This is a genomic window from Bacillus sp. S2(2019) (genome assembly GCF_005144805.1).
Taxonomy (GTDB): Bacteria; Bacillota; Bacilli; order Bacillales; family Bacillaceae; genus Bacillus; species Bacillus altitudinis.
Map to the genome: position 1 here is coordinate 162,976 of NZ_SWFL01000003.1, position 23,906 is coordinate 186,881.

A 23,906-nucleotide genomic window follows, 5' to 3' on the forward strand; every position below is an offset into this window, starting at 1 on the left:
TTAGAAATTCGTATTGAAAACATCCGGTTTTGCTCATGATTGTTTTCAAGCAGTGGAAATGGTATGTTTAATTCATATATGGTCTCTGAGGTGAAAAAGATGAAGCGTATAGGAGTTTTAACGAGCGGTGGGGATTCCCCAGGAATGAATGCAGCTGTGCGCGCAGTTGTAAGGAAAGCAATTTACCATAATGTAGAAGTTTACGGTATTTATAATGGATATTCAGGTCTAATTAACGGTAAAATTGAGAAACTCGAAATAGGTTCAGTAGGCGATATCATTCATCGTGGAGGAACAAAACTTTACACGGCAAGATGTCCTGAATTCAAGACAGTTGAAGGTCGTGAAAAAGGGATTGAGAACTTAAAAAAATTCGGTATTGAAGGACTTGTTGTCATCGGTGGAGATGGCTCATTCATGGGAGCGAAGAAATTAACAGAGCTCGGTTTTCCATGTGTAGGTGTCCCTGGCACGATTGACAATGACATTCCTGGTACTGATTTCACTATTGGCTTTGATACAGCACTAAATACAGTCATTGATGCCATTGATAAAATTCGTGATACAGCCACATCTCATGAACGTACATACGTAGTGGAAGTAATGGGAAGACATGCAGGGGATATTGCCCTTTGGTCAGGTCTTGCAGGCGGAGCTGAATCGATTTTGATTCCTGAAGCAGACTATGACATGGACGAAATTATTGCCAGATTGAGAAGAGGACATGAGCGCGGCAAGAAGCACAGTATCATCATCGTCGCAGAAGGCGTAGGCAGCGGTGTCGAATTTGGTAAGAGAATTGAAGAGGAGACAAGCCTTGAAACGCGTGTATCTGTCTTAGGACATATTCAGCGTGGAGGTTCTCCAAGTGCGTTTGACCGAGTGCTCGCAAGTCGCTTAGGAGCGTATGCAGTAGAACTTCTTCTTGAAGGAAGAGGCGGACGCTGTGTAGGCATTCAAAGCAACGAACTCGTTCATCACGATATTTTAGACATCTTAGATAAAAAGCATACAGTCGATCAAAATATGTACCGACTTTCACAAGAGCTCTCTATATAAAACGAGAAGACCTTAGGAGGAACAGTAATGAGAAAGACAAAAATCGTTTGTACAATCGGTCCAGCAAGTGAAAGCATTGAAAAGCTGACTGAATTGATTGAAGCAGGAATGAATGTAGCCAGACTAAACTTCTCTCATGGAGATTTTGAAGAGCATGGTGCACGTATTGAAAACATTCGCAAAGCAGGTAAAACTTTAGGCAAGGACATTGCGATCCTTCTTGATACAAAAGGTCCAGAGATCCGTACACGTACAGTTGAAAACGGCTCAATTGAGTTAGTTGCTGGTGCTGATCTTATCGTGAGTATGGAAGACATTGTGGGAAACACTGAAAAAATCAGTGTGACGTACGAAGATTTAATTCATGATGTAGAAGTGGGCTCAACCATTTTATTAGATGATGGTCTGATTGGTCTAGAAGTAAAAGAATTAAATAAGGACCGAAAAGAAATCGTCACAAAAGTGATGAATACAGGTACACTGAAAAACAAAAAAGGTGTCAACGTACCAGGTGTGAGTGTGAACTTGCCGGGTATTACAGAAAAGGATGCCAATGATATTCTGTTTGGAATTGAACAAGGTGTCGATTTCATCGCAGCTTCTTTTGTAAGACGAGCTTCTGATGTTCTTGAGATTCGTGAGCTGCTTGAAAAGAACAACGCAGCTGACATTCAAATCATTCCGAAGATTGAAAACCAAGAGGGCGTTGATAACATCGATGAAATCCTTGAGGTATCAGATGGACTGATGGTCGCGCGTGGAGATCTTGGTGTAGAGATTCCGGCAGAAGAAGTACCACTTGTTCAAAAAATGCTAATCAAAAAATGCAACCGTTTAGGCAAGCCTGTCATCACAGCAACTCAAATGCTGGATAGCATGCAGCGTAACCCGCGTCCAACTCGTGCAGAAGCAAGTGATGTGGCAAATGCTATTTTTGATGGTACAGATGCGATCATGCTATCTGGTGAAACAGCAGCAGGAACATATCCAGTTGAAGCTGTGCAAACGATGCACAACATTGCCTCACGTTCAGAGGAAGCACTTAACTATAAAGCGATCCTTTCTCGCAGAAGCGAAGAAGTAGAAGTCAGCATTACAGATGCGATCGGTCAATCTGTTGCGCACACAGCTATGAAGCTTGATGTGGCGGCAATTGTGACACCTACTGAGAGCGGTCATACAGCGAGAATGATTTCAAAATATAGACCAAAAGCACCAATCGTAGCAGTCACAGCAAACGAATCAGTGGCAAGAAAACTTTCACTCGTATTCGGTGTATTTGCAAAGAGCGGTTCAAAAACGACATCTACTGATGAAATGCTTGAGAATGCAGTAGAAAAGTCAATTGAAACAGGCTATGTAAGACATGGTGATTTAATCGTGATTACAGCTGGTGTGCCAGTTGGTGAAACAGGTACAACCAACTTAATGAAAGTGTATGTTGTCGGTGACATCATTGCGAAGGGTCAAGGAATTGGCCGCAAATCTGCATTTGGACCGGTTGTTATTGCACAAAGCGGAAAAGAAGCAGAGGAAAAAATGTACGATGGTGCGATTCTTGTCGCAAACTGCACAGATCGTGACATGATGGGTGCTTTAGAAAAAGCATCTGCACTTATCACGGAAGAAGGCGGTTTAACAAGCCATGCAGCAGTCGTTGGGCTTAGTCTTGGTATTCCAGTCATTGTCGGTCTTGACAGTGCCACAACACTTCTAAAAGAAGGCGAAGAGATTACAGTAGATCCAGCACGCGGAGCGATCTACAAAGGCCGTGCAAGCGTCCTTTAAATCACACACGAGGGGAGTTGTCTGACTCCTCTCTTTTTTTATGTTACACTAAAAAAAGTAAACAGCTTTCGATGAAAGAGACCCCATGAGGTGATATGGCTTGAAAAAATATTTTCTACTATTATTGATTCTGTTCCCAGCAGTGGAAATTAGTTTATTTTTAATCTCAAGTAACATCATTGGTATTTTACCAACGATGCTAGTCATTGTGCTAACAAGCGCATTAGGTGCTTACTTTGCAAGAAAACAAGGAATAGAGGCATTTCAGAAAGTGCAGCGAGATTTACAATATGGCAAAATGCCAGGGGCCACCATTGTCGATGGCTTCTGCATTCTGATCGGTGGTTTGCTGCTGCTCATACCTGGATTCCTTTCTGATCTGATTGGTGCTGTGTTGCTCATTCCCATGACAAGAAAACGGATCAAACCGCTCTTTGAGCGCTGGCTTAGAAACATGTCCAATCGCAAACGCTATACGATTATACGCTAAAGAGACCTTCGCATCAGGTCTCTTTTACTTTTGCGCACCATACCGAATGTACTGATAAAGGTCTCTGAAAACCCCTGCATTACGAAACGCCTGCCAAACGACAAGAGAAGCGGGACCGAGTGCAAGTCCAAGAAAACCAAAGCATTTTAACCCGACAAACAATGCCACAAGTGTTGCTAAAGGATTAAGACCGATTGATTTACTTAAGACTTTTGGCTCTGATATTTGTCTTTGAATGAGCACCACAATATACAAAATGCCCAGTCCAATGGCGAGTGAAAGATTTCCTGTCATGGCGGAGTAAATGATCCACGGAAGAAAAACGGTGCCACTCCCGATGTAAGGAAGTAAATCAACTAGACCAATACATAGAGCGATCACAATCGCATGTTCGACCTTTAAGATGAAAAGCCCAATCAGCACGATCCCAATGGTCATGGCAACAAGGAGAAGCTGGGCCTTCATAAAGCCAGAAATGGCTTTTTTGATTTCAGATAAAATGGCACGTGTATGAAGCATCCATTTGGCGGGAAAGATACGAGAACCATATTTTTTTAACGTAAACCAATCTTTTGTGATAAAAAAAGTCGCTAGTGCGGAAAATAAAAGCGTCGCTGCTGCATCAGGCAAAAGACCTAAAAAAGCTGGAATGAATTCAAGAGTTTTTGAAAGGAAAGTCCCGATTTTTGCCGCTGCTTCGTCACCAAGTGCTTGGATTTGTCCTAAAATCGATTCCTTTTGACCTGCTTGAAGTGTATTAAATTGAGCAGTCAAATCATGATATAAAGGCAAAATCTGATCTGTGAAAAAACGTTCCACAATCCCAATCATTTGATCAAGATGACCTGGCAGGACCTTTGCTAAATAAGCACTTCCTGAAATGATTTCCGCTACTAAAAGTGTCATGAATCCGGCTGCTGCCACTAAAAAGAGTAATAACACAATGATGACAACAAAACCTCTTGGCATCCCGGTCATGTTTTCGATTTTGCATACGGCTGGATGAATCAAACACGACACGGCAAATGCAATCCAAAATGGATATAAAAACGGAAAAGACTGATATAAAAAAACAACCGCACAAACGGCGATGCTGAAAATCATCAAACTTCGCAAAAAAATGCCCACATAAGTGTGATTCACACAATCCCCTCCAAAAAACAAGCATGTCCGATACTTCATTTTATTCAAAAAGATTAGTAATATGAAAAGGTCGCAATAAAAAGAAAGAAAGGAGCGGCGTATGTTTACTCAAGCAAATTTGTTTTTGGTTCTTTTACTCGTTATTGCACTTATTGCAAAAAACAATTCGTTAATTTTAGCGGTCTCTGTGCTGATTGCCATTAAGCTGATTGGCCTGGATCAAAAAATATTCCCGGTTCTGCAATCAAAAGGTATCAATTGGGGTGTGACGGTCATCACGATCGCTGTGCTTGTACCGATCGCAACAGGGGACATTGGATTTAAACAGCTTGGAGAAGCGATGAAATCTTCCTATGCTTGGATAGCTCTTGGAGCGGGTATATTAGTAGCATTAATTGCAAAAAACGGCATTGTGCTACTCGAAAACGATCCGCATATCACAGCAGCACTTGTATTCGGTACGATTTTGGCAGTCAGCTTATTCAAAGGTGTGGCTGTTGGCCCGCTGATTGGTGCTGGAATTGCCTATTTAGCGATGCAAGCAGTGAAATTTTTCAGCGGTTAAAAAGAGAGTGGCTCATGCCACTTTCTTTTGATATTTTTTCTGACGTGAGCTTTTGCAAAAAAACATAATTAAATATATTAAAAGAAGCAAAATCCCTTTATTCCATGCCCGAACCGGAAGGCTGGAAAAAAAAATATCAAAAAAAATTATAGTTAAACATTTAACAAATGTCTGATTATTGTTTATAATGGGAATAGGCTTAATTTTGAACTCATTGATCAAACAAGAGATATGAGGCTAAAAGCGCTCTAACCGTATAGGTAAATGTAAGCATTTTCTTTTCTAAACCTGCCAGCCTATTTTGGTTGGATAGCGCTTTCAAAAAGCGAGAATTTTGCAACGAAGGGGAATCTTTTTAAAAAGGGGAGATTGAACATGACAGCAACAAGAGGTCTTGAAGGTATCGTGGCAACAACTTCATCCGTAAGCTCAATTATTGATGATACTCTTACTTATGTAGGGTACAATATCGATGATTTAACTGAAAAAGCGACTTTCGAAGAAATTGTCTACCTGTTATGGCACTTAAAGCTGCCGAATGAGCAGGAGCTAAGCGAGTTAAAGCAGCAGCTCAATGAAAATGCTCATATTCCGCAAGAGATCATTGAGCACTTTAAATCTTATTCGCTGGATGGGGTTCATCCAATGTCTGCGATTCGTACAGCGGTATCCTTATTAGGTTTACTTGATGACGAATCAGAAATTATGGACAAAGAAGCGAATTACAGAAAAGCCATTCGCTTACAAGCGAAAATTTCTGGACTTGTCGCTGCATTTTCACGCATTCGAAAGGGACTTGAGCCTGTACAGCCAAAAGAAGAATACAGCTATGCTGCAAACTTCTTATATATGCTAAACGGCGAAGAGCCTTCACCAGTAGAAATTGAAGCGATTGATAAAGCGCTCATTCTACATGCGGATCACGAATTAAACGCATCGACATTTACAGCACGTGTATGTGTTGCTACACTATCAGATATCTACTCTGGTGTAACAGCAGCTATCGGCGCATTGAAAGGACCACTTCATGGCGGCGCGAATGAAGGCGTAATGAAGATGCTCTCAGAAATTGGCGAAGTTGAAAACGTAGATTCCTATATTCATGGTAAGCTAGAGAAGAAAGAGAAAATTATGGGCTTTGGCCACCGCGTTTACCGCCAGGGTGACCCGCGTGCAAAACATTTAAAAGAAATGAGCCAGCGCTTAACAAATCTCACAGGCGAGCCAAAATGGTATGAAATGTCTGTACGCGCAGAGGAAATCGTGACATCAGAGAAAAATCTTCCACCAAATGTTGATTTTTATTCTGCTTCTGTCTATCACAGTCTTGGGATTGATCATGACTTGTTTACACCAATTTTCGTGATCAGCCGATTCTCTGGATGGATTGCTCACATTTTAGAGCAATATGATAACAACCGTCTGATCCGTCCAAGAGCTGACTATATTGGACCAGACCTTCAAACGTTTGTTCCGATCAGTGAAAGAGACTAATGTTTATAGAATAGTGGAGGCTGATCCATCTAAACCAATCAGCCTCCATATCAACAAAAAACGAATCACGTGAAAAACTTCTTGGCTTGCAGACATCAAGCTTGGAAGTTTCAAATATTCACTACATAACCTGGGAGGTAATATCATTGTCACAAGGCGAAAAAATTACAGTTACTGGCGGCGTATTGAATGTACCAAATAATCCAATTATCCCGTTTATCGAAGGGGACGGAATCGGTCCTGACATTTGGAAAGCAGCATCAAGAGTTCTTGAAGCAGCTGTAGAAAAAGCATATAAAGGTGAAAAGCAAATCACTTGGAAAGAAGTATATGCAGGTGAAAAAGCTTATAATAAAACGGGCGAGTGGCTTCCAGAGCAAACACTTGAAGACATTCGTGAATATTTAATCGCGATCAAAGGACCACTGACAACACCAATTGGCGGAGGAATCCGTTCATTGAACGTGGCACTAAGACAAGAGCTTGATTTATTCACATGCTTACGTCCAGTTCGCTGGTTCCAAGGCGTACCATCTCCTGTGAAACGTCCAGAAGACACAGACATGGTCATCTTCCGTGAAAACACTGAAGATATCTATGCAGGAATTGAGTATGCAAAAGGATCAGACGAAGTGAAGAAGTTAATCGACTTCTTGAAAAACGAATTAGGTGTGAATAAAATCCGTTTCCCAGAAACATCAGGTATCGGAATCAAACCAGTTTCTGAAGAAGGAACATCTCGTCTTGTCAGAGCAGCGATCCAATATGCGATTGACCAAGGCCGTAAATCTGTGACACTTGTTCACAAAGGAAACATCATGAAATTTACAGAAGGAGCCTTCAAAAACTGGGGCTACGAAGTGGCTGAAAAAGAGTTTGGTGACAAAGTCTTTACATGGGCACAATATGATCGTATTGTAGAACAAGATGGAAAAGATGCGGCAAACAAAGCGCAAAGTGAAGCAGAAGCTGCTGGCAAAATCATTGTCAAAGACAGCATTGCAGATATTTTCCTTCAACAAATTTTAACTCGTCCAGCTGAGTTCGATGTTGTCGCAACAATGAACTTAAACGGAGACTACATCTCTGATGCACTTGCAGCACAAGTTGGTGGAATTGGTATCGCACCTGGTGCAAATATCAACTACGAAACAGGACATGCTATTTTTGAAGCGACTCACGGAACAGCACCGAAATATGCTGGTCTTGATAAAGTGAATCCATCTTCTGTTCTTCTATCAGGCGTGCTTTTACTTGAGCACCTTGGATGGCAAGAAGCTGCTGATCTAGTGATTCAATCTGTTGAAAAAACAATTGCATCTAAAGTCGTCACGTACGATTTTGCTAGATTAATGGACGGTGCAACAGAAGTGAAATGTTCTGAGTTTGCTGACGAGCTCATCAAAAACTTGTCTTGATTCTTAAACTTTAAAGTTAAAGGGGAAAAAGGAAATGGCAAACAAGCGTAAAAAAGTATCTGTCATCGGAGCAGGCTTTACTGGAGCAACTACAGCATTTCTAACAGCTCAAAAAGAATTAGCGGATGTCGTATTAGTGGATATCCCTCAGCTTGAAAACCCGACAAAAGGGAAAGCACTTGACATGCTGGAAGCAAGCCCTGTTCAAGGCTTCGATGCGAATATTACAGGAACTTCTAACTACGAAGATACAGCCGGTTCTGATGTCGTGGTCATTACGGCAGGAATTGCAAGAAAGCCGGGAATGAGCCGTGACGACCTCGTGTCAACAAATGAAAAAATCATGCGCAGTGTGACACGTGAAATCGTTAAATATTCTCCAGAAGCGATCATTGTTGTGTTAACAAACCCTGTTGATGCAATGACATATGCAGTTTATAAAGAATCAGGATTACCAAAAGAAAAAGTCATCGGACAATCAGGAATTCTTGATACAGCACGTTTCCGTACGTTCGTTGCTCAAGAATTAAACCTATCTGTGAAAGATGTGACGGGCTTTGTTCTTGGCGGACATGGGGACGACATGGTTCCTCTTGTACGTTACTCTTATGCAGGCGGTATCCCGCTGGAAACATTAATTCCTAAAGAGCGAATTGATGCAATTGTTGAAAGAACAAGAAAAGGCGGCGGTGAAATCGTCAACCTATTAGGTAACGGTAGTGCGTATTATGCACCTGCTGCTTCACTCGTTGAAATGGTTGAGGCGATCTTAAAAGATCAACGCCGCGTCATGCCGACGATTGCATACCTTGAAGGTGAATATGGCTACGAAGGCATTTACCTTGGAGTTCCAACAATCGTAGGTGGAAACGGCCTTGAGCAGATCATCGAGCTTGAGCTGACAGAAGAAGAAAGAAGTCAGCTTGACCGTTCTGTTGAATCTGTAAAGAACGTCATGAAAGTATTGTCTTAATATGAATAAAAAAGAAGGCTTCTCGTATGAGGAGTCTTCTTTTTGTTTACAAAACCAATCTTGTCGAAATTTTAAATTGTTCTCTTGTTAAGCTTTCGTTAAAATGAAAGAGAAAGCATGACTTCTCGCTTTTCACATAAGATACAAAAAAACGGATGCAGGGGAAATCACTAATTGGAGGCACAACATGAATAAAAAAATATTAGTTGTGGATGATGAAGAATCAATTGTAACACTTCTAAGCTATAACCTTGAAAGGGCGGGCTACGATGTCGTCACAGCAAGAGACGGAGAAGAAGCGCTTGAAAAAGCAGCAAGTGAACAGCCTGATCTGATTGTGCTTGATTTAATGCTTCCGAAAATGGATGGCATTGAAGTGTGCAAACAACTGAGAATTCAAAAAATGATGTTCCCTATTTTAATGCTGACAGCAAAGGACGATGAATTTGATAAGGTGCTCGGTCTTGAACTTGGAGCCGATGATTACATGACAAAACCTTTCAGTCCTAGAGAAGTGGGTGCTCGGGTAAAAGCCATTTTGAGAAGAGCACAGCAATCTCAGCCGGCTCCCGTGCAAGAAGAGAAGGAAGAGATCATTGCAGACCAAATCAAAATTGGAGACCTGCGCATTTTACCTGAACATTACGAAGTCTATTTCCAAGAAGAACGTCTAGAGCTCACGCCAAAGGAATTTGAACTGCTTCTTTATTTGGCTAAGCATAAAGGCCGTGTCTTGACGCGTGATCTATTGTTAAGTGCGGTTTGGAATTATGACTTTGCAGGTGATACTCGTATTGTGGATGTGCATATCAGCCACTTGCGGGACAAAATTGAAAAGAACACAAAAAAACCAACATATATTAAAACCATTCGAGGCTTAGGCTACAAATTGGAGGAGCCAAAGCCAAATGAGTAAAGTGAGAACCCGCCTTTTTTCTGGGCTCATTTTTCTCCTGTTTATTGTGTTTGTTGCGCTTGGTCTTTTCTTGGATCATATGTTTCATATTTTTTATGAAACAAAATTAACCGAACGAATGGAAAAGGAATCGAGTTTTCTCCTTTCTTCAATGAATGTTGAAGATTTGAACGCGGAGCAAAACAAGAAGATTCTCAATCAAGCAAAGCAGCATCTCGATATGAATGCGTCGATTGTGGACGTGAAGGGGAATATCATACATACAACGGGTCAAGCAGAACAAAGAGCCGTCATTTTAAACACGCTGGAAAATGAGCAGCTCCAAACAAAAGGAATGTTCATTGAGGATGAGAAAGATGCGCTGTTTCATTATGCAGTTCCAATGATGAAACAAAACGAACCGGCGGGATATTTATTTCTTCATGCTTCATTCCAGCCTTTGAATGAGATTGACGGCCAGCTCTGGCTTGCATTAGCCTTTTGTCTTGGTTCGGCCATCATTATCATCGTCTTCTTTGGCTATCGCATGTCGATGAAGTATGTAAAGCCGATTGATTATGCCACAAAGGTGGCCAAACAGCTTGAACGAGGGAACTATGATACAAATAACTATGAAGAGCTGATCATTGAAACAAGTGAACTCAATACATCAATGAAGCGTCTGGCAGAAAGTCTTCAAGACATGACAAGCGCTGGCGAAATGCAGCGAGATCGTCTGCAAACAGTCATTGAAAACATTGGAGCGGGGATTATTTTGATTGATAAAATGGGCTATATTCACTTAGTCAATCGAACATTCCGCAAGCAATTCAAAGTGCAAAAACATATTTACATGCACAAGCTGTATCATGAAGCCTTTACCCATGAAGAGATTATTGAGTTAATAGACGAAATTTTCATGACAGAAACCAAGGTCCGAAAGTTTTTACGTCTCGCTGTTGACATCGAGCGCCGTTATTTCCAAGTCGATGGTGTCCCGATCTTAAGTACAGACGATGAATGGAAAGGGATTGTTCTTGTCTTTCATGATGTGACAGAAACAAAGCAACTAGAACAGATGCGAAAAGACTTTGTCGCTAACGTGTCACATGAATTAAAGACACCGATCACGTCCATCAAAGGCTTTTCTGAAACACTTCTGGATGGTGCCATTGACGATAAAGAAGCGCTCACACAATTTTTGTCCATCATCCTAAAAGAGAGTATTCGTTTAGAAACACTCATCCAAGACTTACTTGATCTCTCGAAAATTGAACAACAGCATTTTAAGCTGAATATTCAAGAAGCCAATGCGACAGAAATCATTCAAGAGATTGAAGTGCTGCTAAAACAAAAGGCTGCTGAAAAAGGCATTGACCTACAAGTGCGTGTCCCGAAAGAGCCGGTCTATGTCATGGCAGATCCGCTGAGATTAAAACAAATTTTCCTCAATCTGATCAATAATGCTCTCACCTATACACCAGAGGGAGGAAGTGTCACGATCACAGCAAGACAGAGGAAAGACAGCTATGAATTTGATGTAGCAGATACAGGGATCGGTATGAAAAAGAGTGAGATTCCAAGAATATTCGAGAGATTTTATCGAATTGATAAAGATCGAAGTAGAAACTCAGGCGGTACAGGGCTTGGTCTTGCCATTGTCAAACACCTTGTCGAAGCACATGAAGGAACGATTTCTGTTCATAGCAAACAAGGCAAAGGGACGACGTTTACCGTGAGTTTAAAGTCAAAATAGAGAAGAATGGAAAGTGACGTTAAAATTTACATGATCTTTACAATGAATTCATGTTTTGTTAATCAATCATTGGTAGGATGAATAGGAACCCCTTCATCCAAGGAGCCAATTTTGGAAGGACGAAAACACTTGTTGTTTTCGTCCCTTTTTTATGCAGGCTCGTCTATTTTCTTTTCAAAATAAACTTTGATAAAATGAACATACAATGTGCGAAAGAGACGGCTGAGCCGGCTCAGTCGATGGAGGATTAAAAGATGACAGATCAAAAGAAATTAGTACTTGTGGATGGAAACAGTCTCGCTTATCGAGCTTTTTTTGCTTTGCCGCTATTATCCAATGATAAAGGCGTACATACAAATGCCATTTATGGCTTTGCGATGATCTTAATGAAGATGCTGGAAGACGAGAAGCCGACTCATATGCTCGTAGCATTTGATGCGGGTAAAACCACCTTCCGTCACGAGACCTTTAAGGAATATAAAGGCGGAAGACAAAAAACTCCGCCAGAACTATCAGAACAAATGCCGTTCATCCGTGAGCTATTAGATGCTTATCAAGTGAAAAGGTACGAGCTTCCGCAATACGAGGCAGATGACATTATCGGCACACTGGCTGTAGAGGCAGAAAAGGACGGCTTTGAGGTCAAAATCTTCTCAGGAGATAAAGACTTAACGCAGCTTTCAACAGACCATACAACAGTAGCCATTACGAAAAAAGGTATCACAGAAGTAGAATATTACACACCGGCCCATATTGAAGAGAAATACGGCCTCAGACCAGATCAAATCATCGACATGAAAGGGCTGATGGGAGACTCATCAGACAATATCCCAGGCGTGCCTGGTGTCGGTGAAAAAACAGCGATTAAATTACTAAAGCAGTTTGAAAGCCTTGAAAATCTGCTTGATCATATTGACGAAGTCAGCGGGAAAAAGCTAAAAGAAAAGCTTGAAGAATATAAAGAACAAGCGGTGATGAGTAAAAAGCTGGCGACGATTCTCGTAGAAGCACCAATAGATGTGTCAAGCAAAGAGCTCGCCTATGAAGGTCCTCACATGGAGCAGGTCATCTCGCTTTATAAAGAACTGGGCTTTCAAACGCTGCTAGAGCGTTTAGGAGAAGCGCCAGAATCAGATGAACCGGTAGAAATAGACGAACTAGACGTGAAGAAAATGACAGATGTCACGGAGGACATGCTGACAGATCACGCTGCACTTGTGGTAGAACAGCTAGGAGACAATTATCACGAAGCCGATTTGATAGGGTTTGCGATCCATAATGAGAACGGTGCATTTTTTATGACAAAAGAAGATGCTCTGCAATCTGAAGCATTTAAACAATGGGTACAGGATGAAACGAAGAAGAAATGGGTCTTTGATTCCAAAAGAGCGGTTGTTGCCCTCAGATGGCATGATGTCGATCTTAAAGGTGTCGATAACGATGTCCTGCTCGCTTCCTATGTGGTCAATCCGCAGAAATCTTATGAGGACGTTGCAAGTGTGGCGAAGGAATATGGCCTGAACATTGCCCTTTCCGATGAAAAAATTTACGGAAAAGGAGCGAAACAGGCGATTCCACCTGAAGAAGAGCTAAAAGACCATCTTGGAAGAAAAGCAGCAGCGATCTCTGCGCTGCATGATTTGACCCTTGAAGCGTTAGAAAAAAATGATCAGCATGAGCTGTATGAAGATTTAGAGCTGCCACTTGCCCTCATCTTAGGTGAAATGGAATCTCTTGGGGTAAAAGTGGATGTTGAACGTCTTCAGAAAATGGGTGAAGAACTCACGAAGAAGCTGAAGGAATATGAAGAAACCATTCATCGGTTAGCAGGAGAAACATTTAACATCAATTCACCGAAGCAACTTGGTGTGATTTTATTTGAAAAATTAGGACTACCCATTATCAAAAAGACCAAAACAGGCTACTCTACGTCTGCGGATGTCCTTGAAAAGCTTGAAGACAAGCACGAAATTATTCGGTCCATTCTGCATTACCGTCAAATAGGAAAGCTGCAATCCACTTATGTGGAAGGCTTAATGAAAGTGACGCGCAAAGATACGCATAAAGTGCACACAAGATTTAATCAGGCACTTACACAAACAGGAAGACTAAGCTCAACAGATCCAAACCTTCAAAACATCCCGATTCGTTTAGAAGAAGGCCGAAAGATTCGTCAAGCGTTCGTCCCGTCAAAAGAAGGCTGGCTCATGTTTGCGGCTGATTATTCTCAAATTGAGCTGCGTGTACTCGCGCACATTTCTCAAGATGAGAACTTGATTGAAGCCTTTACGCAAGATATGGATATTCACACGAAAACAGCAATGGATGTGTTCCATGTGTCAGAAGAAGAAGTGACTTCCTCTATGAGAAGACAGGCCAAAGCTGTCAACTTCGGAATCGTGTATGGAATTAGTGATTATGGACTGTCTCAAAACCTTGGGATTACAAGAAAAGAAGCAGCGGCCTTCATTGAACGTTATTTAACAAGCTTTAAAGGCGTGAAAACTTATATGGAAGACATCGTGCAGGAAGCAAAACAAAAAGGGTATGTGACCACGCTTCTTAAACGTAGACGATATATTCCAGATATCACAAGCCGTAATTTTAATGTGAAAAGCTTTGCGGAAAGAACGGCAATGAATACACCGATCCAAGGAAGTGCCGCCGATATCATCAAAAAAGCGATGATTGATATGGCACGAAAGTTAAAAGAAGAGAACCTGCAGACAAATCTGTTATTGCAAGTGCACGATGAACTGATTTTTGAAGCGCCAAAAGAAGAAATCGCCATACTAGAAAAAATCGTCCCTGAAGTCATGGAAAACGCACTTCAGCTCGATGTGCCGCTAAAAGTCGATTTCGCTTCAGGTCCATCTTGGTACGACGCAAAATAAAGAGAGAGAAAAAGGAGCGAGGAGCATGCCGGAATTACCAGAGGTTGAGACCGTCCGGCGCACTCTTCAGCGGTTAGTCAAAGGAAAAACGATTGAAACGGTCGATATTAAATGGCCAAATATCATCAAACGTCCTGGGGAACCGGAAGAGTTCGCTAGAAGGATGGTAGGAGAAACCATTCAAGCCATTGAAAGAAGAGGAAAGTTTCTACTCTTTCATTTAGACCACTATGTGATGGTCTCCCATTTAAGAATGGAAGGGAAATACCGTGTACATGAAACTGGTGAGCCTTATGATAAACATGTACACGTCGTCTTTACGTTCACAGATGGTACCGAGCTTCGGTACCATGATGTCCGTAAATTTGGGACGATGCATCTATTTCAGCCAGGCGAAGAAGAAAAAGAACTTCCGCTATCACAGCTGGGATATGAACCTTTTTCAGACTCATTTACACCAGACTATTTATGGGAGCAATTAAAGAAAACCTCCCGCGTGGTCAAAACGGCTTTACTTGATCAAAAAATCGTGGTTGGCCTCGGTAACATTTATGTAGATGAAGTGCTGTTTAAATCAGGCATTCATCCCGAAATAAAAGCGAATCAGCTAAGTCTTGCATCTTGCAAGGTGCTCCACAAACATATTATTGACACGCTTCAAGTGGCTGTTGATGCAGGAGGTAGCACCATTCGGTCCTACATCAATTCACAAGGTGATATTGGGACTTTTCAATTACAGCTTCTTGTATATGACCGGCGGGGAGAACCTTGCCAGACGTGCGGCAGTATCATAGAGAAAACAGTGGTGGGAGGGCGCGGCACTCATTTTTGTGTGACCTGCCAAAAACGCCCTTCATAAAGGTAAGCCGTCAGCATGCTTCCTTTTTGCCATGCATACGATAAAAAACATTCTTTTTTCAGCAAGGTGTAGACTGACACACAGCCCACCTGCTCTTCATATAGTGAAGAAGAGTCTAAGGACGCCTAGAGACTCTTGATCATCGTTGCATGAACAGAAAGGAAGAGTACAGGTATGATTTCGTTTTCGCTTCTGTTTTTAGCTATTGCCGTCAGCATTGACAGCTTTTCTGTAGGTTTTACGTATGGTCTTCGCAAGATGAGGATTCCATTTAAAGCCATCGTTATTATTGCTTGCTGTTCAGGAATTGTGTTGCTCATTTCCATGCTGATTGGCAGCCTGCTCACGACATTCCTCCCTGTCTCAGTGACAGATAAACTGGGTGGAGGCATCTTAATTGCCATCGGACTTTGGGTTCTGTATCAATTTTATAAACCAGCGAAAGAGCGTGATTTGATCCTTCATGAAAAAACACTTCTCAATGTAGAAGTGCAGTCTCTTGGGCTTGTCATTCATATTTTGCGAAAGCCTACAAGTGCAGATATTGACCGCTCTGGCACCATTAATGGAATGGAAGCGGTGCTTCTTGGAATTGCTTTATCCATCGATGCATTTGGTGCAGGGATTGGTGCAGCGATTCTTGGTTTTTCTCCAATTGTCATGAGCATCACGGTCGCTGTGATGAGTTCTCTTTTTGTATGCGTCGGACTGCGTGCAGGTCATTATTTGGCCAATTGGCGCTGGATCGATAAACTCGCATGCTTACCAGGGCTGTTGCTCATTTTAATTGGGGTGTGGAAGCTGTAAAGGAGGAAACGAATTGACGCTCGTCATTGGATTAACAGGCGGGATTGCTAGCGGAAAAAGCACAGTCTCGCAGATGATAAAAGAGAAAAGCATTCGGGTGGTGGATGCTGATATCATTGCAAAAGAAGCGGTTTCTAAAGGATCGGCTGCCCTTCATCAAATCGTTCAAACTTTTGGTGAAGAGGTTCTTCTGCCAAATGGTGAACTGAACCGGCAGCAGCTTGGAGCGATCATTTTTTCTGATGAAGAGAAAAGAAAAAAGCTCAATGCCATCGTTCATCCTGAAGTCAGAAAGGAAATGCTCAAGCAGCGTGATGAAGGGGTGAGCAACCAAGAAACATTTGTTGTGCTTGATATTCCGCTCCTATTCGAGAGCAAGCTGGAAGGGCTAGTCGACCGTATCATTGTTGTGTACACGACGCCTGATTTGCAGCTGTCGCGGCTCATGAATCGAAACGACCTGAGTGAGGAAGAAGCGCTGAAGCGCATTCACTCCCAGCAGCCTCTTGAGGAGAAATGCCAAAAAGCAGACCGTGTGATAGAAAACACAAAAGATCTCGCTTTTATTAGAAAGCAATTAGAGAACATATTAAACGAATGGGAACATACAGATAAGTAAGAGTACATACAGTACTCTTCTTTTTTTATGCTTTTTTCGTCAATTTCATTGCAAAGAACAGCCCTTTTTTGAAAATATACGTTTATATACTGGCAATTACATTCTAATGTGATATACTAATTTCATAAATAAATTTATTGAGTATAACACATAATAGAGGAGTGACCTGTTCATGAAGGTAAAAGCAGCGATCAATGGGTTTGGCAGAATTGGACGCATGGTCTTCAGAAAAGCAATGCTTGATGATCAAATTCAAATTGTAGCGGTGAACGCAAGCTATCCTGCCGAAACGCTAGCACATTTAATTAAATATGACACAAATCATGGACGTTACGAATGCGATGTGACAGCAGAAGATGACGCGTTGATTGTCAATGGCAAAAGAGTGCTTTTGCTCAATAATAGAGACCCAAAGCAGCTTCCATGGGGAGAGCTTGGGATTGATATCGTGATCGAAGCAACAGGGAAATTTAATTCAAAAGATCAAGCGATGGGCCATATAGATGCCGGAGCGAAAAAAGTCGTACTTACAGCTCCAGGTAAAAATGAAGACGTTACAATTGTGATGGGTGTCAATGAGGATGATCTTGATCCTGAAAAGCACGTCGTTATTTCAAACGCATCTTGTACAACAAACTGCTTAGCACCAGTTGTCAAGCTGTTAGATGATGAATTTGGCATCGACAACGGCTTAATGACAACGGTTCATGCTTATACAAATGATCAAAAAAATATCGACAATCCCCACAAGGATTTGCGCCGGGCAAGAGCATGTGCTCAGTCCATCATTCCAACGACGACGGGTGCCGCTAAAGCGCTTTCTTTAGTGCTGCCGCATATGAAAGGGAAATTACATGGACTTGCACTTCGCGTACCGGTTTCAAATGTGTCGATGGTTGATCTTGTGGTCGACTTGAAAAAAGATGTCACAGCAGAAGAGGTCAATGCTGCCTTTGCAACGGCTTCAAAAACATCTCTTGCTGGCATATTAGATTACACCGATGAACCACTTGTCTCCACAGACTTTAACACAAACCCTTATTCTGCTGTCGTTGATGGACTTACAACGATGGTGATGGAAGGCAGAAAAGTAAAAGTTCTTGCATGGTATGACAATGAATGGGGCTATTCTTGCAGAGTGGTTGATCTTGTAAAGTTTGTTGGTTCCCAGATGAAAGAGCTTTCAGCTGTTTGAAATGAAGAAGACTGAACGTCCCTTTTCAAGAAATGAGAGAAAATCCCACTAAAAACACAGCTTGCAAAATGGGTCTAAACAAAGTATACTATTTTTCGTGAACTTCTTGTTCGCAGACTCATTCGGGTATACTTAAAGGGTTAGGACCTCTTTGGACTAACTTTCCCCCGTGGTATATGTCCGGTCCGGCTGCTTAGAACTTCACTCTTTCATTCTTGTTTAAAGGGGGGTCCATGATGGAAACAATCGGACGTCACGTTATCTCCGAGTTATGGGGATGCGACTGTGATAAACTGAACGACATGGATTTTATTGAAAAAACGTTTGTAAATGCAGCTTTGAAATCAGGAGCTGAAGTAAGAGAGGTTGCTTTTCACAAATTTGCACCTCAAGGAGTAAGTGGAGTTGTCATTATTTCTGAATCTCATCTGACAATTCACAGCTTTCCTGAACATGGTTATGCGAGCATAGATGTTTATACTTGCGGCGATCTAGATCCGAATATTGCAGCAGATCATATCGGAGATGAACTAGGTGCTGAAACAAGAGAAAACATCGAAATTCCTCGAGGCATGGGACCTGTACAAGTGAAACAGGCGCAAGCCAAAGCACTGTAAACATAAAAAAGATTGCAATGGGAGCTGGCCAAAAGCATTAAATGCCTTTGTGTTATGCTCCTTTTTATATTTGTTCCATACACGGGCATCCAGCATGATCCAACCTGTCTATACTTTTGTTCTAGGAAAACAAAGGTTTTTTTTATAAAATAAAGAAGAGGGTTTATGACAAAGGGGATACGTGTATGACTTTAGGACAAAAGCTCAAACGATTCATTTCAAATCATACAGAAACATCTGACCATCATCCAGTGTCAGAGCTGAAAAGCCATTACTACAAATCGACACAAACTCAAGCTTTTCAAGCGGTAGAAGCTGTTCTTTCAAGAAACGATTCCTATCAAGTGACATCTGTTTCAGCAGAACGAGGTGAAATCAGCGCAAACATACGAACGCCGAAAAAAGCTTTTCTCGTGGCGACTGTCATTTCAATTCGTCCTTTTGAAACAGCTGTCGATTTTAATGTGACAACAGAAACAGCGCTGCCAACAGACTTTGGCTACAGTCAAAAGGCTGTTTTGTCCCTTTATAAAGAACTAGACAAACAACTTCCAAGAAGAGATCGGAGCTGATGAAATGAAATGTCCCACATGTCAGCACCTTGGCACAAGGGTGCTTGATTCAAGACCAGTAGATGAAGGGAAGTCCATCCGTCGCAGAAGAGAGTGTGAAAGCTGTCAATATCGCTTCACGACGTTTGAAAAATTAGAAGAATTGCCATTGATTGTGGTGAAAAAAGAAGGAATTCGAGAAGAATTCAGCCGGGAAAAGATGCTGAGAGGCCTCATCAAAGCGTGTGAAAAACGTCCTGTCGCTTTAAAACAGCTCGAGGATGTCTGCTTTAACATCGAGAAGGAATTGCGTAACCAAGGCATGTCAGAGGTGAAAAGCGAGCTTGTAGGGGAAATGGTGATGGACGAGCTGGCGAAAATTGATGAAGTGTCTTACGTCAGGTTTGCGTCGGTATACCGTCAATTTAAAGATATCAATGTATTTATTGATGAATTAAAAGATTTATTAAAGAAAGAACGCTAAAAAAGAGCTGAAGATTCTTCATGCTCTTTTTCCTGCGTAAAGCGTAAAACGCAAAAAGAGTGTACAATGAAGACAACCGTATTAAGGGAGGATCAGCATATGACAGAGCATTGGAAGGAAGTGCTAGCCGTCGATCCGTATGTCGTCAAAAGCGCTTCATTGCTCGGTGACATCGATAGACAGCTTATTACTCTTTTATATCAGCCGCTTATTGGCATGTCCGCTTTCAGTTTATACATGACGCTGTGGGGAGAGCTGGAACAAAATCGAATGTGGGGGAAACCCGCACCTCACCGTCAGCTGATGGTGATGCTGCAAACGAATTTAAATGATATTTTTGAGGAGCGCTTAAAGCTTGAAGCGATCGGATTACTCCGCACATATGAACAGGAAACGGAAGAAGGCAGACTGTTTACATATGAGCTCGTGCCGCCGCTGAGACCGGATGAATTTTTCCAAGACGGTATGCTGAATGTCCTTTTGTATCATCGGGTAGAGAAAGCAAAATATATGCAGCTTCGTGATTATTTTTCTTATCCAGGAGTTCCTGCTGATGCAAAGAACATCTCCCGATCGTTTGAAGAAGTGTTTCACGTCTTGCAGCCAGGAGAGCGCAAGATGACAGAGGAAATTAATCAGGCGTCATCGCTTGACGAGGGCTACGAATATGTGACAGTTGGCTCAAGTCAGCCTGCACCGCTTTCAGATGAATCTTTTGATTTTGATCTCCTGTTAGCAGGCATGTCGGACATGATGATTCCAAGAAAAGCTTTGACAAAGCAAGTGAAAGAGACAATTAAGAAGTTAGCTGTCGTCTATGGCATCACCCCGCTGCAAATGCAAAATATTGTCGCAGGTGCCTGTGGCTCAGATCAGATGATATCAACTGAGGATCTGCGAAAAGCAGCGAGAGACTGGTATCAAATTGAATACAGAGGCGAACAGCCGAAGCTGATTGATCAAAAACAGCCAAGACATTTACGTCACAATGTCACGCAGAATTCAAGTGCAGATGCACCTGATGCGAAATTGATTGAAAAGCTTGATCATATTTCGCCTAGAGAGCTTCTAAAAGATATGGCAGATGGCATTGAGCCGACGTATGCAGACTTAAGAATTGTTGAAGATATTATGCTTGAGCAGCAGCTAGAGCCTGGGGTCATGAATGTCCTGATCTACTATACACTGCTAAAAACCGATATGAAACTGTCCAAAACATATATGCAGAAAATCGCCGCCCACTGGGTGCGAAAGAAAATCAAAACAGTGGCAGCTGCTATGAAAATTGCCAAAGAAGAGAATAGGCAAATGACAGAATGGGCGCAGCAAAAAAATAAGCGTCAATCATATGGGGCAGGAAAAGTGATCCGCGAGGAGAAACTGCCTGACTGGATGAAGGAAGCTGAAACGAAAGAACAGCCAAAGGAACAGACAGATAACTTGTCTACAGAGGACCTCGAACGAGAAAAAGAAAAATTGTTAGATCAGTTTAATAATATGAAAAAGTACAATGCACATTAATGTGAGGTGAGATGGAGATGAAACCGATCGGTCGTTCATTTGATCAGCTAAAAGGGCGGGTAGATTTTCGCGTGAGATACAATCAGATTAAAGAAAGTGTCCTAGCTGATGAAGATGTAAAAGCTTTTTTAAAGGAGCATCAAGAGGACATCCAAGAAGACATGATCAATCGCAGCTTGAACAGACTCTTTGAATATGTACAACAATCAAAGGGCTGTTCTTACTGCTTAGAGGAAGAGAATGTAAATGTCATTTTAGACGGGTATCACCCGAAGCTTGTGATCAAAGGTCAGAGCATTGATATTGAATATTCCCCTTGTCCTGTCAAACTGCGGCTTGATAGACAGAAAAAACAGCAAGAACTCATGAAAAGCATGTACATTCCACAGAATGTTCTTCAAGCGACGTTTGCTGATTTAAATGTGGTTGGAAGACAAGAAGTCATTCAAAAAGTAGGTCAATTCCTGCAAAGTTATGATGAAACTGGTAAGGGAAAAGGCCTCTATTTACATGGAAAGTTTGGGGTCGGAAAAACATTTATTCTGGCAGCAATTGCGCAGCAGTTAGCGGTAAAAGAGTATCCATCTCTCCTTGTATACGTGCCTGAATTTGTGAGAGAGTTAAAAAATTCGTTAGCCGATCATACACTCGAAGAGAAGCTGAATATGGTCAAATCAACACCAATTTTAATGCTTGATGATATTGGAGCAGAGTCGATGACAAGCTGGGTACGAGATGAACTTTTAGGAACAATCTTGCAATACCGCATGGCAGAGCAGCTGCCGACTTTTTTCTCTTCTAATTTCTCACCGAATGAGTTAAAGCATCACTTTACATACTCACAGCGCGGGGAAAAAGAAGAGGTGAAGGCAGCTCGATTAATGGAACGTATTCTCTACCTAGCTGAACCAGTTCTGCTTGAAGGGGAAAATCGCCGTCATTTATAAAAAGATAGGTCACGTGAAGGGGAGCGGATGAAATGAATAAAAGAAAATGGCTGCTTTTCCTCGTGATTGGGGTTCTAGCTGCTGTGTTATGGTGGCTCAACAAACAGCATCTTCAACTGTCGCCGAAAGATGTGAAGAATTGGATTCTTCAATTTGGGATGCTGGCTCCCTTTGTCTTTCTTTTCTTATCACTTTTTCGTCCATTTGTGCTTGTCCCTCTCACCGTCTTTTCGCTAGCAGCAGGTTTGGCATTCGGCAGTGTCCTTGGGACCATTTATGCCTTAGCTGGTGCGACAGCAGGTGCAACAGGATCTTTCCTGCTTGCCTCAACCTTCCGTTCAAACAAGCAGGAAACCGAATCAAGCAATCGGAAGCTAAAAGCGGTGACGTCCCGTATTCAAGAGCATGGTTTTCTTTATATCCTCTTATTACGCATTGCACCCATTCACTTTGATTTTGTCAGTTATGCCGCAGCAGCTTCACGTGCGAATTATCGTGCATTTGCGGCAGCGACTTTTTTAGGGTTAATACCTGGTACTGTGGCATTAAATGTCCTTGGATCAAGCTTTGTAAGCGGAAATTATGCCGCCTTAGCGATTGTTTGTTTGATTTATGTGATCTTTATCTCAGTGCCACTGATTTTAAAAAGAAAGATGCCTGATTTATTTTAGGCGTCTATTTTTTATGTTCCCCCCATATATATGTAACAGATGTCGTTAGGGGGGACAAACATGCTTGAAATAATCTTTGAAGATGAATATGATACCGCCGCTTTTTTACATCTTGCTGAACACTTGGACAGTCGGCATCACATTTCGATTCAACAAGGGAAAGACCGGCTTCTCATAGAAGCGAAAAAATCAGGAGAAGCCATTGAGCACATTGTGCGGACATTACTGATTCACTTTTTTTTGGAATGCAAAGAAAATGAACGCATGCGCAGCATCCTTGAAAACACATACTTATTTAAAGATCCAGAAGAGCAGCACCAAATTCTTTCAATCGCCCATAGCATCATGAAAGGGGATCTAGATGATATCCCTGGAATTCATCAAGACCCGCCGAGGGAGGATCTGTTAAAAAAAGAGCTTGAGACGATTTCTTTACAGAAAGGTGTTTTTTCCATTGGTTCATTTATGACATTTAGGCTCTCAGCGTATGACAGAAGGCTGAAGAACTATGTTGAAGTATCCATCGAAGAATATAAAATGGAACAAGAATATCAAAACTTTATTCAATCCCTTCGAGACTATGTGATGTCAAGAGAACCTAAGCTTGAAAAAGTACATGTTGTGCATCAGGACCGCCTGATGATTTGGGAATTTCGGTACGCTTCTGAGCGTGATCAAAAACAATACATAGACAGACAGTTTGTAAGAGAGCATCCAATGTATATTGATTCGCAGTTGATTGCACCGCTTGTATCCATTGCGCCACAAAAGATTGACCTATTTACAGATGATACGGGTCACTCGATGGTGCAAACCATTCAAAATATTTTTCAAGAAAGAGTTGAGGTATTCCCTCCTCATTCGTTTCAGGAACAGCATGTTCAATTTGTTCCTAGTCATTTGGAAAAGAAAAGTGAAAAGCTTTCTTGATTTTCACGAAAAAACGTTTTATAATACGGTGTAACTTCATACAGAGACCGTATTGATAAGGACATGAACAAATGAACACCCGCTTAAAGAGAGGGAAGCCGTGGCTGAAAGCTTCCTAGCAGAGGGCCATTTGCTTTACCACCTTTGAACATCAGCTGTGAACTGTTTAGTAATAGCTGACGGGAATTCCCGTTATTGAACCACAAGCCGTATTTGCTTTTGACAAAGCA

The 23,906-nt window shown here is 41.8% G+C and carries 22 protein-coding genes and 1 other annotated feature (1 of these 23 running past the window's edge); of the genes, 21 read left to right on the forward strand and 1 reads right to left on the reverse strand.

The genetic code is table 11. The features are described from left to right. The first annotated feature begins 99 nt into the window (after positions 1–99). The 3 genes from pfkA (at position 100) to FBF75_RS10995 (ending at position 3,337) form a co-directional block, all read left to right on the forward strand. On the forward strand, positions 100–1,059 hold the full coding sequence (pfkA, locus tag FBF75_RS10985; protein ID WP_017358271.1) for a 6-phosphofructokinase: 960 nt from the start codon (positions 100–102) through the stop codon (positions 1,057–1,059). A gap of 27 nt (positions 1,060–1,086) precedes the next feature. Beyond that, positions 1,087–2,847, forward strand: coding sequence for a pyruvate kinase (pyk, locus tag FBF75_RS10990; RefSeq protein WP_008346071.1), 1,761 nt, complete (start codon positions 1,087–1,089; stop codon positions 2,845–2,847). Between the two features lie 100 nt (positions 2,848–2,947). Beyond that, entirely contained in the window at positions 2,948–3,337 is a 390-nt protein-coding gene (locus tag FBF75_RS10995; protein WP_007501703.1) for an FxsA family protein, read from the forward strand. 24 nt (positions 3,338–3,361) lie between these two features. Here the strand turns inward: FBF75_RS10995 and ytvI are convergent, their stop codons facing one another. Continuing rightward, positions 3,362–4,480 carry a sporulation integral membrane protein YtvI gene (ytvI, locus tag FBF75_RS11000; protein WP_060781269.1) on the reverse strand — a complete coding sequence of 373 codons (1,119 nt, stop codon included), beginning with the start codon at positions 4,478–4,480 and terminating at the stop codon, positions 3,362–3,364. A gap of 100 nt (positions 4,481–4,580) precedes the next feature. Between ytvI and FBF75_RS11005 the strand changes: the two genes are divergently transcribed. The 18 genes from FBF75_RS11005 (at position 4,581) to ytxC (ending at position 23,676) form a co-directional block, all read left to right on the forward strand. Next, positions 4,581–5,045, forward strand: a complete 465-nt coding sequence (locus FBF75_RS11005; protein WP_007501699.1) for a DUF441 domain-containing protein — start codon at positions 4,581–4,583, stop codon at positions 5,043–5,045. 375 nt (positions 5,046–5,420) lie between these two features. Next, positions 5,421–6,539 carry a citrate synthase gene (citZ, locus tag FBF75_RS11010; RefSeq protein ID WP_008346063.1) on the forward strand — a complete coding sequence of 373 codons (1,119 nt, stop codon included), beginning with the start codon at positions 5,421–5,423 and terminating at the stop codon, positions 6,537–6,539. Between the two features lie 146 nt (positions 6,540–6,685). Continuing rightward, positions 6,686–7,957, forward strand: coding sequence for an NADP-dependent isocitrate dehydrogenase (icd, locus tag FBF75_RS11015; protein WP_008346060.1), 1,272 nt, complete (start codon positions 6,686–6,688; stop codon positions 7,955–7,957). 34 nt (positions 7,958–7,991) lie between these two features. After that, entirely contained in the window at positions 7,992–8,930 is a 939-nt protein-coding gene (mdh, locus tag FBF75_RS11020) for a malate dehydrogenase (RefSeq protein ID WP_007501693.1), read from the forward strand. A 187-nt stretch (positions 8,931–9,117) separates the two neighbouring features. Next, complete coding sequence (locus tag FBF75_RS11025) at positions 9,118–9,846, forward strand: response regulator transcription factor (RefSeq protein WP_007501691.1); 729 nt, start codon at positions 9,118–9,120, stop codon at positions 9,844–9,846. After that, entirely contained in the window at positions 9,839–11,581 is a 1,743-nt protein-coding gene (pnpS, locus tag FBF75_RS11030) for a two-component system histidine kinase PnpS (protein ID WP_048001854.1), read from the forward strand. Before FBF75_RS11025 ends, pnpS begins: the two co-directional genes overlap by 8 nt. Before the next feature lie 254 nt (positions 11,582–11,835). Beyond that, positions 11,836–14,475, forward strand: coding sequence for a DNA polymerase I (gene polA / locus FBF75_RS11035; protein ID WP_136944745.1), 2,640 nt, complete (start codon positions 11,836–11,838; stop codon positions 14,473–14,475). A 25-nt stretch (positions 14,476–14,500) separates the two neighbouring features. Next, entirely contained in the window at positions 14,501–15,334 is an 834-nt protein-coding gene (gene mutM, locus FBF75_RS11040) for a DNA-formamidopyrimidine glycosylase (RefSeq protein WP_136944746.1), read from the forward strand. A gap of 174 nt (positions 15,335–15,508) precedes the next feature. Continuing rightward, complete coding sequence (gene ytaF, locus FBF75_RS11045) at positions 15,509–16,141, forward strand: sporulation membrane protein YtaF (RefSeq protein ID WP_136944747.1); 633 nt, start codon at positions 15,509–15,511, stop codon at positions 16,139–16,141. Between the two features lie 13 nt (positions 16,142–16,154). Then, positions 16,155–16,760, forward strand: coding sequence for a dephospho-CoA kinase (gene coaE / locus FBF75_RS11050; RefSeq protein WP_136944748.1), 606 nt, complete (start codon positions 16,155–16,157; stop codon positions 16,758–16,760). A gap of 172 nt (positions 16,761–16,932) precedes the next feature. After that, positions 16,933–17,955, forward strand: coding sequence for a glyceraldehyde-3-phosphate dehydrogenase (locus tag FBF75_RS11055; protein ID WP_008346043.1), 1,023 nt, complete (start codon positions 16,933–16,935; stop codon positions 17,953–17,955). A 236-nt stretch (positions 17,956–18,191) separates the two neighbouring features. Next, positions 18,192–18,572, forward strand: a complete 381-nt coding sequence (gene speD / locus FBF75_RS11060) for an adenosylmethionine decarboxylase (RefSeq protein WP_003216492.1) — start codon at positions 18,192–18,194, stop codon at positions 18,570–18,572. Positions 18,573–18,757: 185 nt separating this feature from the next. Continuing rightward, positions 18,758–19,144, forward strand: coding sequence for a hypothetical protein (locus FBF75_RS11065; RefSeq protein ID WP_008346039.1), 387 nt, complete (start codon positions 18,758–18,760; stop codon positions 19,142–19,144). Between the two features lie 4 nt (positions 19,145–19,148). Then, on the forward strand, positions 19,149–19,607 hold the full coding sequence (gene nrdR / locus FBF75_RS11070) for a transcriptional regulator NrdR (RefSeq protein WP_003216720.1): 459 nt from the start codon (positions 19,149–19,151) through the stop codon (positions 19,605–19,607). A 99-nt stretch (positions 19,608–19,706) separates the two neighbouring features. Then, positions 19,707–21,128: a replicative helicase loading/DNA remodeling protein DnaB gene (dnaB, locus tag FBF75_RS11075; RefSeq protein ID WP_136944749.1), complete on the forward strand. Its 1,422-nt coding sequence runs from the start codon at positions 19,707–19,709 to the stop codon at positions 21,126–21,128. Between the two features lie 17 nt (positions 21,129–21,145). Next, entirely contained in the window at positions 21,146–22,075 is a 930-nt protein-coding gene (gene dnaI, locus FBF75_RS11080; RefSeq protein WP_008346034.1) for a primosomal protein DnaI, read from the forward strand. A gap of 32 nt (positions 22,076–22,107) precedes the next feature. Further along, entirely contained in the window at positions 22,108–22,746 is a 639-nt protein-coding gene (locus FBF75_RS11085) for a TVP38/TMEM64 family protein (protein ID WP_060832552.1), read from the forward strand. Between the two features lie 60 nt (positions 22,747–22,806). Beyond that, a complete protein-coding gene (gene ytxC / locus FBF75_RS11090) occupies positions 22,807–23,676 on the forward strand; it encodes a putative sporulation protein YtxC (protein WP_008346029.1) in 870 nt (289 codons plus the stop codon). A 43-nt stretch (positions 23,677–23,719) separates the two neighbouring features. Further along, positions 23,720–23,906 (forward strand) — a binding site (T-box leader) (it continues 61 nt past the right edge of the window).

Excerpts from the sequence above, each read along its gene's own strand:
- pfkA (WP_017358271.1), top strand. The coding sequence starts at position 100 with ATGAAGCGTATAGGAGTTTTAACGAGCGGTGGGGATTCCCCAGGAATG.
- pyk (WP_008346071.1), top strand. The coding sequence starts at position 1,087 with ATGAGAAAGACAAAAATCGTTTGTACAATCGGTCCAGCAAGTGAAAGC.
- FBF75_RS11005 (WP_007501699.1), top strand. The coding sequence starts at position 4,581 with ATGTTTACTCAAGCAAATTTGTTTTTGGTTCTTTTACTCGTTATTGCA.
- citZ (WP_008346063.1), top strand. The coding sequence starts at position 5,421 with ATGACAGCAACAAGAGGTCTTGAAGGTATCGTGGCAACAACTTCATCC.
- mdh (WP_007501693.1), top strand. The coding sequence starts at position 7,992 with ATGGCAAACAAGCGTAAAAAAGTATCTGTCATCGGAGCAGGCTTTACT.
- FBF75_RS11025 (WP_007501691.1), top strand. The coding sequence starts at position 9,118 with ATGAATAAAAAAATATTAGTTGTGGATGATGAAGAATCAATTGTAACA.
- pnpS (WP_048001854.1), top strand. The coding sequence starts at position 9,839 with ATGAGTAAAGTGAGAACCCGCCTTTTTTCTGGGCTCATTTTTCTCCTG.
- polA (WP_136944745.1), top strand. The coding sequence starts at position 11,836 with ATGACAGATCAAAAGAAATTAGTACTTGTGGATGGAAACAGTCTCGCT.
- mutM (WP_136944746.1), top strand. The coding sequence starts at position 14,501 with ATGCCGGAATTACCAGAGGTTGAGACCGTCCGGCGCACTCTTCAGCGG.
- ytaF (WP_136944747.1), top strand. The coding sequence starts at position 15,509 with ATGATTTCGTTTTCGCTTCTGTTTTTAGCTATTGCCGTCAGCATTGAC.
- FBF75_RS11055 (WP_008346043.1), top strand. The coding sequence starts at position 16,933 with ATGAAGGTAAAAGCAGCGATCAATGGGTTTGGCAGAATTGGACGCATG.
- speD (WP_003216492.1), top strand. The coding sequence starts at position 18,192 with ATGGAAACAATCGGACGTCACGTTATCTCCGAGTTATGGGGATGCGAC.
- FBF75_RS11065 (WP_008346039.1), top strand. The coding sequence starts at position 18,758 with ATGACTTTAGGACAAAAGCTCAAACGATTCATTTCAAATCATACAGAA.
- nrdR (WP_003216720.1), top strand. The coding sequence starts at position 19,149 with ATGAAATGTCCCACATGTCAGCACCTTGGCACAAGGGTGCTTGATTCA.
- dnaB (WP_136944749.1), top strand. The coding sequence starts at position 19,707 with ATGACAGAGCATTGGAAGGAAGTGCTAGCCGTCGATCCGTATGTCGTC.
- dnaI (WP_008346034.1), top strand. The coding sequence starts at position 21,146 with ATGAAACCGATCGGTCGTTCATTTGATCAGCTAAAAGGGCGGGTAGAT.
- FBF75_RS11085 (WP_060832552.1), top strand. The coding sequence starts at position 22,108 with ATGAATAAAAGAAAATGGCTGCTTTTCCTCGTGATTGGGGTTCTAGCT.
- ytxC (WP_008346029.1), top strand. The coding sequence starts at position 22,807 with ATGCTTGAAATAATCTTTGAAGATGAATATGATACCGCCGCTTTTTTA.